Source organism: Paraburkholderia sp. D1E (genome assembly GCF_052682275.1).
The window spans coordinates 5,525,662-5,538,353 of sequence record NZ_JBQYMB010000001.1 but is presented as its reverse complement, the minus strand read 5'-3'; the positions used below and the strand labels follow the sequence as shown (position 1 = coordinate 5,538,353).

Here is a 12,692-nt window from a genome sequence, read left to right as displayed (position 1 = left end):
AAAGCCCGCGGCTGAGAACCGCGGGAGCCAGTCATCTGCATGACAGCTGAAGGAGTGTTCTTACCCACTCCGACCATGAAGGGGAACGACGGTAACAGACCAGGCGCGGGACTCGGCGCGCAGAGGTAACCCGCCTCGCGCGCACGGCCCGCGTCAGGCTATTTCTTCACCGCCACAGTGGCGTTGCTCTTTGGGGTAGCTGCGTTGGTTGAGTTGGCCGCAGTGGCCTCGCCCTTGGTCTGTGCAGACGCCGCAGCCTGCGTGTTAGCAGCCGCGCCAGCCGGACCGACAGCGAGACCCTCCGCCTGCAGGCGCTCGACGGTATGCCCGCCCATGCCTTTGACGCGCTTGCCGAGATCGGCCGGGTCCTTGAACGGACCATGCGCTGTACGCTCTTCGAGAATGGCTTTCGCTTTGGCAGGACCGATGCCCTTGATGCCGCGCAGCGCATCTTCGTTAGCCGTGTTGACGTCGACCGCCGCATACGCGTGGCCGAAAGCGGCGAGCATGGCCGCGGTAACCAGAATTTTTCGAAACATATGGAATCTCCCTCGTACAACCGGTTGGCGACCATCACCAACCGGGAGATTCCAGTTTAAAGAGGGTTCCGAAAGATTTACACCTGGCCGAATAGCCAACGTACGTAGCGATCGACACCTTCCTGCACGCTCAGGAACGGCGCGTCGTAACCGGTGGCACGCAGCTTCGTCAAGTCAGCTTGCGTGAAGCATTGGTACTTGCCACGCAATGCGTCGGGGAACGGAATGTATTCGATCAGCCCGCGCTGCACCTGGTCCGCGAGCGACAACGGCGACTCGTTGTTCAACGCACGCAGCGTGTTGACCACCGTGCTCGCGATGTCGTTGAACGGCTGCGCACGGCCACTGCCCAGGTTGAAGATGCCCGACTTGTCCGGATTGTCGAAGAAGAACAGGTTCACCTTGACCACGTCTTCAACGGAGACGAAATCACGGGTCTGCTCGCCTGCGGCATAGCCGTTGTATTCACCGAACAGCTTGACCTTGCCTTCCGCCCGGAACTGGTTGAAGTTATGAAACGCCACCGACGCCATGCGCGCCTTGTGCGTCTCACGCGGACCGTACACGTTGAAATAACGGAAACCGGCAATCTGGCTTTTTGCGGTGGGCAGCACGCGGCGAATCACCTGATCGAACAGGAACTTCGAATAGCCGTACACGTTCAGCGGTTGCTCGACTTCCCGCTCCTCGACGAAGCGGCTCGAGCCGCCATACGTGGCCGCCGAAGACGCGTACAAAAACTGGATGCTCTGCGCGAGGCAGACGTCGAGCACGTCGCGGCTATAGCGGAAGTTGTTCTCCATCATGTAGCGGCCGTCGGTTTCCATCGTGTCCGAGCAGGCGCCTTCGTGGAAAATCGCACGCACTTTGCCGAAGTCGCCGCGCTTGAAGCGCTCGACAAATTCGGTCTTGTCGAGATAATCGTCGATCTCACAATCGACCAGGTTCTTGAACTTGTCCGCGCGCGTGAGATTGTCGACGGCGATGATGCGTTGCTCACCGCGCTCGTTGAGCGCCTTCACGAGATTGCTGCCAATAAAGCCGGCCGCGCCGGTGACGATGAGGGTCATGATGATCCTGCGGTAAAGAGTTCAGTTGATGCCTCGCGGATTCCTCTTTTGCGCCGCTGCAACTGAAGCGTGCAAAGCAAGGAACCCGGCGGCTCGCATCAATGAAAAAGTTCGTCGTAGTTGACTGTGGCGGTGCCGAGCTTGCCGACCACGATGCCGGCCGCGCGATTTGCGAGCCCGACCGCCTCGACCAGCGTAAGACCCGCGCCGAGCATGGCGGCGAGCGTAGCGATCACGGTGTCGCCCGCGCCCGACACATCATACACTTCGCGCGCAACGGCCGATGCGTACAGGATACCGTCGTCGGAGAAGAGCGTCATGCCCTCTTCCGAACGCGTCAGCAGCAGCGCCTTGAACTCGAGATCAGCGCGAAGTTTAGTCACGCGCGCGATCAGATCTTCTTCGGATTTCCACTGGCCGACCACCTCGCGCAACTCGGCGCGATTCGGCGTGATCAGCGTGGCGCCGCGATAGCGCTCCCAGTCGTCACCCTTGGGATCGACCAGCACCGGTTTGCCTGCCGCATGCGCCTTTGCAATCATCTGCGTGACGTGCGTGAGCCCGCCCTTCGCGTAATCCGACATCAGGATCACGTCATGTGACGGCAGCAGATCGTCGAAACGCGCGAGGCCCGCGAGCAGCACTTCGTGGGCCGGCGAGTTTTCGAAATCGACGCGCAGCAATTGCTGCTGACGCGACAGCACGCGCAGTTTGATGGTGGTGAGCAAATCCGGATCGCGTTCCAGATGCGGCACTACACCGCTTTCGCCGAGCAGTTGCACGATGCGCTCGCCAGGCTCGTCATGACCGACCACGCACAGCAAACCCGCTTGCGCACCGAGCGCGACCGCATTACGCGCGACGTTCGCGGCGCCGCCGAGGCGGTCTTCCTGGCGCTGCACGTGCACGACCGGCACCGGCGCTTCCGGCGAAATACGGTTCACGTCGCCGAACCAGTAGCGATCGAGCATCACATCGCCGACCACCAGCACGCGCGCCGCGCCGAGGCGTTCTCGCGGCACCACGGTAAGGCCCGCCACGGGCGTGGACTGGGCAGCCTCAGGCATTGCTGGCGTCACCGGCCGAAAATTCAGAGGACTGGGCATAAGGTCGTCCGATCGAGTGATAGTCGATGCCGAGCTCGGTCATCGCGTCCGGTTCGTACAGATTGCGGCCGTCGAAAATCAGCGGTGACTTCAGCACTGATTTCAGGTGCACGAAATCCGGGCTCTTGAATTCCTTCCATTCGGTGACGACCACCAGCGCGTCGGCGCCGGTAAGCGTTTCGTCCTGGGTGCTTGTGAACGTGAGACGCGCCTGCTGCTCCGGCGCATCGTGCAGATCCATGGCGAACACGCGGCGCGCTTCGGCCACCGCGACCGGATCGTACGCACGAACCTGAGCGCCACGCGCCAGCAATTCAGCGATCACGCGACGGCTCGGCGCCTCGCGCATGTCGTCGGTATTCGGCTTGAACGCGAGGCCCCACACGGCGAACGTGCGGCCGCTCAGGTCTTCACCGAGCTTGCCCGTGATTTTTTGCACCAGCACGTCTTTCTGCTTGTAATTCACTTCCTCGACCGCTTCGAGAATGCGCAGATTGTGGCCGCTTTCGCTGGCGGTGCGAATCAGCGCCTGCACGTCTTTCGGGAAGCACGAGCCACCGTAGCCGCAACCGGCATACAGGAAATGATAGCCGATGCGCGGGTCCGAGCCGATGCCGCGGCGCACCGCTTCGATATCCGCGCCGACCCGATCCGCCAGATTCGACATCTCGTTCATGAACGAGATGCGCGTGGCAAGCATCGCATTGGCTGCGTATTTCGTGAATTCAGCCGAGCGCACGTCCATGTACAGCGTGCGGTCGTGATTGCGGTTGAACGGTGCGTACAGACGCTTCATCAGTTCGCGCGCGCGCATCCCGGCTTCGTCTTCGTCGCTGCCGAGCACGATGCGATCGGGGCGCATGAAGTCGTCGACCGCCGCGCCTTCCTTCAGAAACTCCGGGTTGGACACCACCGAGAAACGGTGCTGCTCGCTATGGGCGAGCCCGCGTTTGGCCAGCTCCTCTTCGACCACGGCGCGTACGCGTTGCGCGGTGCCGACCGGCACCGTCGATTTGTCGACGATCACCTTGAAGCCATTCATTGTGCGGCCGATGTTGCGCGCCGCTTCGAGCACATATTGCAGATCGGCCGAGCCGTCTTCGTCGGGCGGCGTGCCAACGGCGATGAACTGCACCTCACCGTGCGCCACGCTCGCTTCGATATCCGTCGAAAACGTGATGCGGCGCGCCTTGCGCGTGCGAGCGATGATCTCCAGCAACCCCGGCTCGTGGATTGGCACGCCACCGTTGTTGAGGATTTCAATCTTGCGCGGATCGACGTCGAGACAGAAGACGTCGTGGCCGATTTCGGCGAGGCACGCGCCGGTGACAAGGCCAACATAACCCGTGCCGATAATGGTGATTTTCATACGCTTTCCGGTAGAGGGTTCCGGTGAGGGTTTCTCGTAGTGAACAAGGCCGTCATGATCCCGTCCGGCTTAATTTGCCCAACGGGCCGCCGTCGTTGCGGCGCGGCTATACGATTGCATTCGCTATCAGTTCGACGCCGTAATCGGTTCGACGCGACGCGGCGCATAGGTTTCCCAACCGCTGCAACCCGGGCACTGCCAGTAGAACAGCCGTGCCCTGAAACCACAATTCTGGCACGTATACCGTGGCAGATTTTTGGTGCGCTGGCGAATCAGCGTACGCATCAATTCAAGCTCGCTGCGCCGCGGCTCTTCCGCGACGGCTTCCTGGGCTTCCAGAAGACGCGTCATGCCCGCCAGATTCGGCGACTTCTGCATCTGCGAGCGCGCCAGCGCATGCGCGGCATCGGGCCCACGTACCGCCGCAATGTGCTGATAGGTCACGTCGAGCAGATCGTTCGACGGATAGCGGTCCACCCACGTGGTGAGCAGATCGGCGCCATCCTGCGGACGGCCAAGCGCCTCATAGGCCTTCATCAGCTTTTCCGCGACGAGCGGCAAATAGGCGGGATTCTGTTCCTCGACGCGCCGCCACTGGACGATAGCCGCCTCTTGCGCATCGGCTGTCGCATCAACGTCGCCGAACAGGATCGTGGCGCGCACGTTGGTCAGGTTCGCCTTCAACGCAAAGCCTAGCTGACGGCGCGCCTCATCCGCATTTTTCTGCTGGAGCGCTTCCTGCGCGAGTTCGCAATGGAACTGCGCGATTTCCTTGTCGAGCGACTCGGCGCCCATGGTTTCCAGGTGGCGCGCGGTATCGATCGATTTAACCCAGTCTTTCTCGATCTGGTAGATGGTCAGCAGCGCACGCTGCGCGCCCAGCGCGTAATTGCCGGTTTCGAGCGAACGGAAGGTCTCTTCGGCACGATCGAGCAAACCGGCCTTCAGGAAGTCCTGGCCCAGCTCGTACAGCGCGTGATCGCGCTCGGTGACGGGCAGATCGGTGCGGCTCAGCAGGTTCTGATGCACGCGAATCGCGCGGTCGGTCTCACCACGGCGGCGGAACAGATTGCCCAGCGCGAAATGCAACTCGATCGTTTCCGGGTCGAGTTTGACGACTTCGATAAACGCATCGATCGCCTGGTCCGGCTGCTCGTTGAGCAGGAAATTCAGGCCGCGGAAGTACGACCTCGGCAGGTTGGCGCTTTCGGACAGCAGCGTCTTGAGGTCGTAGCGCGCGGCCATCCAGCCGAACGCAAATGCGACGGGTATGACAAGCAGCCACCAGAAGTCTAGATCCATGCGATCAATGCAAATGTACGGAACAGCGGAAACGGAAAGCCACGCTTCAGAAGCATGGCAGAAGACAACTTAGATCAGCGGCGGCATAGGCGGCTGTTCGACCACCACCGGAGCTTCACGCGCCACACGCAGCTCGCGCTTGAGCCGGCCATTCTCCATGCGCAGGCGCACCATGGCCGGCATCGACGACACCAGTCCGGCCAGCAGCCCCACCACGAAGAACGCAAGGCCGATCAGAATCAAAGGCGCCGACCACGCGTAGCCAGCGAGGAAATTCAGCGTAGCGGGTTGTGTATTGGAAAGCGCGAGCACCAGCAGGAGCACGAACACCAGCACACGGATCAGCCAGACGATAAATTTCATGAATAGGTCTCTTGACGGCAGTTGCGGGGTGACGCCGGCTTGATGACGCGTCGCGCCACGGTGTTGCCCGCGCCGAAGTGACCCGTATTGTAATTGAAGCCCTCGCGGCTGGGCAGGAACTGGCTGATAGAGGACTGACGTGAGGTTTATCTTGCCGCAAGAGGGTGTGTGAGCAGGTATGTTGAATTTTGGGGACGCGCCAGCCGCATGGCCAGGCTGCCGCGTCGTGCCTGCAGGTGAAAAGCACGGGTGACAACGACTATAAACGAAGATTACGGACGAAAAAAAGCGCCCGAAGGCGCTTTTTCTGGTCTTTTGCCGTCTGGCTTTGGCCGCTAACGCTACCAATGCCATGCCGCGAACAGCACAGCGAAGCATTTACAGGTCGTCGTCATCCGGCTCATCGGCCTTCAGCGGCTCGCCCGAACGCCGATCTACCCGCTCGCGCAATTCCTTGCCAGGCTTGAAATGCGGTACGTACTTCTCAGGTACCAGCACCTTCTCGCCCGACTTCGGATTACGCCCTACGCGGGACGGACGACGATTAAGGCCGAAGCTGCCGAAGCCGCGAATTTCGATGCGATGGCCGTTGGCAAGCGCCTCCGACATCGCATCAAGCATCGTCTTCACCGCAAAATCCGCATCTTTAAGTACAAGCTGCGGGAATCGCGTAGCCAGCTGGGCGACCAATTCCGATTTGGTCATACTGCAGCAGACCTCTCAAGAAAACGCCGGGCCGCCCCCATATTTTGCGCCCCGAAGGAAGTCCCCTTGGGGGGTTCCCCCTTACGGGAGATCTGGCGCAAAGCGCCAGATTTGGGGGCGTTCCTCAATTACTGGTTCTGGCCGTCGAGCTTGGCCTTCAGCAGCGCGCCGAGGTTCGTCGTGCCGGTAGCAGCCGAGTTCGAATCCGACGAAGCCAGGCCGCGGATCGCTTCCTGTTGCTCAGCCGAATCCTTGGCCTTGATCGACAGGTTGATGCCACGCGACTTGCGGTCGATGTTGATGATCATCGCATTGACCTTGTCGCCGTCCTTCAGGACGTTGCGTGCATCTTCCACGCGGTCTTGCGACAACTCCGAAGCGCGCAGGTAGCCTTCGACTTCCGCCGACAACTGAACCACAGCACCCTTCGCATCTACCGTCTTGACCACGCCGTCGACGATCGAACCCTTGTCGTTCATTGCAACGAAGTTGCTGAACGGGTCGCCTTCGAGCTGCTTGATACCCAGCGAAATGCGTTCCTTCTCGACGTCGATGCCGAGAACAATCGCTTCCACTTCGTCGCCCTTCTTGTACTTGCGAACTGCTTCTTCGCCCGTTTCGCTCCACGACAGGTCCGACAGGTGAACCAGACCGTCGATGCCGCCCGGCAGACCGATGAAGACGCCGAAGTCGGTGATCGACTTGATTGCGCCTTGCAGCTTGTCGCCCTTCTTGAAGTTGCGGCTGAAGTCGTCCCACGGGTTCGGCTTGCATTGCTTCATGCCGAGGCTGATACGGCGGCGGTCTTCGTCGATTTCGAGAACCATGACTTCGACTTCGTCGCCCAGCTGAACAACCTTCGACGGTGCAACGTTCTTGTTCGTCCAGTCCATTTCCGACACGTGAACCAGGCCTTCGATGCCCGATTCCACTTCGACGAATGCGCCGTAGTCGGTGATGTTGGTGACCTTACCGAACAGACGCGTGCCCGACGGGTAACGGCGCGAGATGCCTTCCCACGGATCGTCGCCCAGTTGCTTGATACCCAGCGAAACGCGGTTCTTCTCTTGATCGAACTTGAGGATCTTCGCGGTAACTTCCTGGCCAACCGACAGAACTTCGCTCGGGTGACGCACACGACGCCATGCGATGTCGGTGATGTGCAGCAGGCCGTCGATACCGCCGAGGTCCACGAATGCGCCGTAATCGGTGATGTTCTTCACCACGCCTTCCACGATCGCGCCTTCCTTCAGCGTTTCGAGCAGCTTTGCGCGCTCTTCGCCCTGGGTGGCTTCGATCACAGCACGGCGCGACAGCACGACGTTGTTACGCTTGCGGTCGAGCTTGATGACGCGGAATTCCAGCGTCTTGCCTTCGTACGGGGTCGTGTCCTTGACCGGACGCGTGTCAACCAGCGAACCCGGCAGGAACGCGCGGATGCCGTTGACCATGACGGTCATGCCGCCCTTGACCTTACCCGTGATCGTGCCGGTCACGAGTTCGTTGTTGTCGAGAGCCTTTTCCAGCGACAGCCACGAAGCCAGACGCTTCGCCTTGTCGCGCGACAGGATCGTGTCGCCATAGCCGTTTTCCAGCGCGTCGATCGCGACGGAAACGAAGTCGCCCGCCTGCACTTCTACCTCGCCCGCGTCGTTCAGGAACTCTTCGAGCGGGATGTAGGCTTCGGACTTGAGACCAGCGTTGACGACCACGAAGTTGTGGTCAACACGCACGACTTCGGCGGAAATCACTTCGCCGGCGCGCATGTCTTGCTTGGTCAGCGACTCTTCGAACAGAGCCGCAAAAGATTCGGTATTCGGGTTGGAAGTTTGCAGGTCGGACATAAAAATCAAATTTTGCATGGTTCTCGCGGTGCCCGGCTGGCCGGACGGTCAGCAACTTCGGCAAGAATGCGAATGCCACGCGGGGTTAAGGGGTTAAAACACGCTCCACGACACACGCGGAGCACCTACTGTGACAACGGTACTTCTCTCTACTGCGCCCACAGCTCAAATTTCAATCAAAACTTCAAGCATGCGGGACCCATGCTTCATACCACTGCACCACCTGTTCGACCGCCTGGTCGATGGACAATGCCGAGGTATCAAGCAGCTTTGCATCCGCTGCGGGCTTGAGCGGCGCGGCCGCGCGCTGACTGTCACGCTCGTCGCGCTCACGCAAATCCCGGAGCAAGTCATCTATATTAGCAGAAAATCCTTTTTGGATCAATTGCTTATGCCGGCGCGCCGCACGGGCCTCGACGCTGGCGGTCATGAACACCTTCAGCACGGCATCCTGAAAGATTACCGTGCCCATGTCGCGGCCGTCGGCGACCAGCCCCGGTTCCTTGCGAAAAGCCCGCTGACGGGCCACCAGCGCGGTTCGCACGGGCACATGCACGGCGATCGCCGAGGCGCGGCTACCGACTTCTTCCGCGCGAATGTCGGCGGATACGTCGGCACCGTCGAGCTGCGCCATCCCCTCGCGAAAAGTGATGTGCAGATCGTCGATCAGCTTTACAAGCGCGTCTGCATCGTCCGCGTCGACCTTATAGCGGATGCTGGCCAGCGCGGCGAGCCGGTAGAGCGCTCCACTATCCAGCAGGTGGAAGCCGAGGCTCGCGGCAACCAGCGCGGCTACGGTGCCTTTGCCGGAGGCACTCGGTCCGTCGATCGTAATGACGGGCGTCTGGTGAAAGGGACGGGTCGGTTTCATCGAAAAAGTCGCACGTCAGTCGATTCGGGGGCGAATCAGGGTTGAGCGAGCGCCGTGAAGCGCTCGAAATAATCGGGGAATGTCTTGCCGACGCACTTGGGGTCGTTGATCCGGATCGGCACGCCGCCCAGGCTCACGAGCGAGAAGCACATCGCCATGCGGTGATCGTCGTAGGTGTCGATCGAGGCGTTCGGAATCAGTTTTTCAGGCGGTGTGACGACGAGAAAATCCTCGCCCTCCTGCACCGTCGCACCGACCTTGCGCAGTTCGGTAGCCATCGCCGCAATACGGTCGGTTTCCTTGACGCGCCAACTGGCAATGTTGCGCAGCGTGGTCGTGCCGTCCGCGAACAGCGCGGCGACGGCGATCGTCATCGCGGCGTCGGGAATCAGGTTGAAGTCCATGTCGATCGGATCGAGCTTGCCGTTGTCGTTGCCGACACCGCGCACTTCGATCCAGTCTTCGCCCATCTGCAGGTTTGCGCCCATCTTGATGAGCGCATCGGCAAAGCCGACGTCGCCCTGGATGCTGGACCGGCCGACGCCCTCCACCCGCAATGGCCCGCCGCCGAGCGCACCCGCCGCCAGGAAATACGACGCCGACGATGCGTCGCCTTCCACCATGATGGTGCCCGGCGATTGATAGCGCTGCCCCGCCGGCACAATGAACCGATGCCATTCATGGCGCTCGACCTTGATGCCAAAACGCTCCATCAGCTTGATCGTGATCTCGATGTAGGGCTTCGAGATCAGCTCGCCGTCCACCTGCACGGTCGTCACACCGCTTTCGGTGCGCAGCAGCGGCAGCGTCATCAGCAGCGAAGTCAGGAACTGGCTCGACACGTCGCCGCGCACGCGAATCGGCGCGTCGGCCAGAATCTGCGCCGGGCGAATCCGCAGCGGCGGATAGCCGTCATTCTCTTCGTAGTCGATCTTCGCGCCGATCTGCCGCAAGCCATCGACCAGATCGCCGATCGGCCGTTCGTGCATGCGGGGCACACCGTGAATACGATAGTCGCCGCCATTCACCGCGAGCGCCGCGGTCAGCGGGCGCACCGCCGTGCCGGCATTGCCGAGGAACAGATCGGCTTTGCGCGCTGTAAACGCGCCGCGCGTACCGGTCACGACACAAGTGTCGCCCTCGCGCTTCAGGCGCACGCCGAGCTTTTCGAGCGCGTCGAGCATCACGCGGGTGTCGTCGGAGTCGAGCAGGTTCGTGATCGTCGTTTCGCCTTCGGCGAGCGCCGCGAGCAGCAGCACACGATTCGAAATGCTTTTCGAACCCGGCAAACGAACCGTGCCGGACGCACGAGAAAATGGTCCGAGATCGAGGAATTCCATGATTGAGTCCAGTTCCGGTTATTTCGAGGCGTCGCCGAGCGCGGCCCCGGCAGTGCGCTGTTCCTGCCATTCGCTGCGCGCGACGCGCGAGCGCGCGAACACGGCTTCGAGCGCGGCGCCGTCGGCGGCGTCGATCGCCGCGCGCAAACGCGCGAGCACGGCCGTGTACGCATCCAGTTCGGCAAGCAACGCAACCCGATTCGCCACGCACACGTCGCGCCACATCTCCGGGCTCGACGCAGCGATGCGCGTGAAGTCACGGAAACCACCGGCGGCGAATGAGAATTTCAGCGCGGCGTCGGGCGAATTGAGAATCTGCTCGACTAGCGCGAAAGACAAAACGTGCGGCAAATGGCTGACCGACGCAAGCACGCGGTCATGCTGCTCGGGCGTCATGTCTCGCACACAGGCGCCAGTAGCGCGCCACATCGCAGCAACGCGCTCGACCGCTTCCGGCGCGTTTTCCGGCAGCGGACACAACACGACGTTGCGGTTCACGTACAGGTCGGGCAACGCCGCATCCGGGCCGCTCGCCTCACGGCCAGCAATCGGATGCCCCGGCACGAACTGGGCGGCACGCGCGCCGAGCGCCGCGCGTGCCGCGGCAACCACGTCGGACTTGGTGCTGCCGGCATCGGTGACGATCGTGCTTGCGTCGAGAAACGGCGCAATGCGTTCGAGCAGCGGTTGCGTCTGCGCGACGGGTGCGGCAAGCAGCACGAAATCGGCGCCGGACAACGCGTCACGCAATGCGACGTCGTCGTTCAACGCCGCGACTGCGTCGATCACACCCAATTCCAACGCGCGCGCCGTCGACGCGGACGATCGCCCAACACCAATCACCGTTCGCGCGCCTGCCGCCTCGCCCCGCTCGCGCAATGCGCGCGCGAGCGATCCGCCGATCAGGCCGACACCGAAAATCACCAGCTTATTAAAAGAGAACGCAGCCACGTCGATCACAAAAAAAGCGCGCCATTCATGAAGTGAGGCGCGCGGGTCAAGGTCATCCGCTTACGCGGTGGCGAGCGTTTTTTCGAGCGCCGCGAGAAACGCTTCGTTTTCTTCCGGCAGACCGATCGTGATGCGCAGCCATTGCGGCAAACCGTAGTTGCCAACCGGGCGAACAATCACGCCCTGCTTGAGCAACTCGAGGTTGACGCGGTTGCCGGCTGCATCGTCATTGCCGACGCGCACCAGTACGAAGTTGCCGTCCGACGGCACAAATTCGAGGCCGAGTTTGTCGAACGCTTCGGTCAGGCGGCGATAGCCTTGCGCATTCAAGGCCGCGCTCTTTTCCAGAAACGCCGTGTCGTTCAGCGCCGCGATCGCCGCGGCTTGCGCCAGCGTGTTCACGTTGAACGGCTGACGCAGACGATTCAGCAGATCGGTCAACTCGGGCTGGGCGATTGCGAAGCCGACACGCAAGCCGGCGAGTCCAAACGCCTTCGAGAACGTGCGCGACACCAGCAGATTCGGATAACGGCGCACCCATGCGATCGAGTCGTAACGCTTTTCTTCCGGCAGATATTCCGTGTACGCCTCGTCCAGCACGACGACCACGTTGCGCGGCACCTTGTCGAGAAACGCCTCGATCTTCGCGCCTTCGATAAAGGTACCGGTCGGGTTGTTCGGGTTCGCGACAAAGATCAGCCGGGTGTCGTCCGTGATCGCGGCAAGCATCGCGTCGAGATCGTGGCCGTATTTGACGGCGGGTACGACGACCGCACGCGCACCCACGCCTTGCGTGGCGAGCGCGTAGACCGCGAACGAATACTGGGCGTAAACGATCGACTGGCCCCTTTCGACTAACGCGTGCGCGGCAATTTCGAGGATGTCGTTGCTGCCGTTGCCAAGCGTCACCCAATCGGCCGGCACGCCGTAACGCTCGCTCAACGCCGCCTTCAGTTCGAATGCATTCGCGTCCGGATAGCGGCCGAGTTCGCTAGCCGCTTGCGCCATGGCGCGTTGCGCCGATTCCGGCATGCCGAGCGGATTTTCGTTCGAGGCGAGCTTCACGATCGTCGCTTCGTCGAGGCCGAATTCGCGGGCCACTTCCGAAATCGGTTTGCCGGCGATGTAAGGCGCAATCGCGCGCACATAGGAAGGACCGAAGGACGTTGTCATGAAAATCTCCGAACGACTAATTAGTAGTGAGTGAACCTGCGGCAGGCGCGCCCGCGCTA

Annotated in this window: 12 protein-coding genes; all 12 read right to left on the bottom strand. The window is 61.5% G+C overall.

The features are described 5' to 3' along the window. Positions 1 to 158: 158 nt before the first annotated feature. The 12 genes from ACUN0E_RS24925 to hisC all read right to left on the bottom strand — a co-directional run bounded on the left by ACUN0E_RS24925 (position 159) and on the right by hisC (position 12,633). Positions 159 to 539, bottom strand: a complete 381-nt coding sequence (locus tag ACUN0E_RS24925; protein ID WP_445568266.1) for a ComEA family DNA-binding protein — start codon at positions 537 to 539, stop codon at positions 159 to 161. Between the two features lie 77 nt (positions 540 to 616). Next, positions 617 to 1,609, bottom strand: a complete 993-nt coding sequence (gene rfaD, locus ACUN0E_RS24920) for an ADP-glyceromanno-heptose 6-epimerase (RefSeq protein WP_445568265.1) — start codon at positions 1,607 to 1,609, stop codon at positions 617 to 619. Between the two features lie 98 nt (positions 1,610 to 1,707). Beyond that, positions 1,708 to 2,715 carry a D-glycero-beta-D-manno-heptose-7-phosphate kinase gene (gene rfaE1 / locus ACUN0E_RS24915; protein WP_445568264.1) on the bottom strand — a complete coding sequence of 336 codons (1,008 nt, stop codon included), beginning with the start codon at positions 2,713 to 2,715 and terminating at the stop codon, positions 1,708 to 1,710. Beyond that, positions 2,669 to 4,084, bottom strand: coding sequence for a UDP-glucose dehydrogenase family protein (locus ACUN0E_RS24910; RefSeq protein ID WP_445568263.1), 1,416 nt, complete (start codon positions 4,082 to 4,084; stop codon positions 2,669 to 2,671). Before ACUN0E_RS24910 ends, rfaE1 begins: the two co-directional genes overlap by 47 nt. A 126-nt stretch (positions 4,085 to 4,210) precedes the next feature. After that, positions 4,211 to 5,386: a lipopolysaccharide assembly protein LapB gene (gene lapB, locus ACUN0E_RS24905; protein WP_445568262.1), complete on the bottom strand. Its 1,176-nt coding sequence runs from the start codon at positions 5,384 to 5,386 to the stop codon at positions 4,211 to 4,213. Between the two features lie 69 nt (positions 5,387 to 5,455). After that, entirely contained in the window at positions 5,456 to 5,749 is a 294-nt protein-coding gene (locus ACUN0E_RS24900; RefSeq protein ID WP_074282569.1) for a LapA family protein, read from the bottom strand. Between the two features lie 378 nt (positions 5,750 to 6,127). Further along, complete coding sequence (locus ACUN0E_RS24895) at positions 6,128 to 6,454, bottom strand: integration host factor subunit beta (RefSeq protein WP_028200079.1); 327 nt, start codon at positions 6,452 to 6,454, stop codon at positions 6,128 to 6,130. A 128-nt stretch (positions 6,455 to 6,582) separates the two neighbouring features. Further along, on the bottom strand, positions 6,583 to 8,316 hold the full coding sequence (gene rpsA / locus ACUN0E_RS24890) for a 30S ribosomal protein S1 (RefSeq protein WP_408222361.1): 1,734 nt from the start codon (positions 8,314 to 8,316) through the stop codon (positions 6,583 to 6,585). A 166-nt stretch (positions 8,317 to 8,482) separates the two neighbouring features. Then, positions 8,483 to 9,169, bottom strand: coding sequence for a (d)CMP kinase (cmk, locus tag ACUN0E_RS24885; protein WP_445568261.1), 687 nt, complete (start codon positions 9,167 to 9,169; stop codon positions 8,483 to 8,485). A gap of 35 nt (positions 9,170 to 9,204) precedes the next feature. Further along, positions 9,205 to 10,509 (bottom strand): 3-phosphoshikimate 1-carboxyvinyltransferase, encoded by a 1,305-nt coding sequence (gene aroA, locus ACUN0E_RS24880; protein WP_445568260.1) that lies wholly within the window; start codon positions 10,507 to 10,509, stop codon positions 9,205 to 9,207. 18 nt (positions 10,510 to 10,527) lie between these two features. Further along, positions 10,528 to 11,469, bottom strand: coding sequence for a prephenate dehydrogenase (locus tag ACUN0E_RS24875; protein WP_445568259.1), 942 nt, complete (start codon positions 11,467 to 11,469; stop codon positions 10,528 to 10,530). 51 nt (positions 11,470 to 11,520) lie between these two features. Then, positions 11,521 to 12,633 carry a histidinol-phosphate transaminase gene (hisC, locus tag ACUN0E_RS24870; RefSeq protein WP_445568258.1) on the bottom strand — a complete coding sequence of 371 codons (1,113 nt, stop codon included), beginning with the start codon at positions 12,631 to 12,633 and terminating at the stop codon, positions 11,521 to 11,523. Between the last annotated feature and the right edge of the window lie 59 nt (positions 12,634 to 12,692).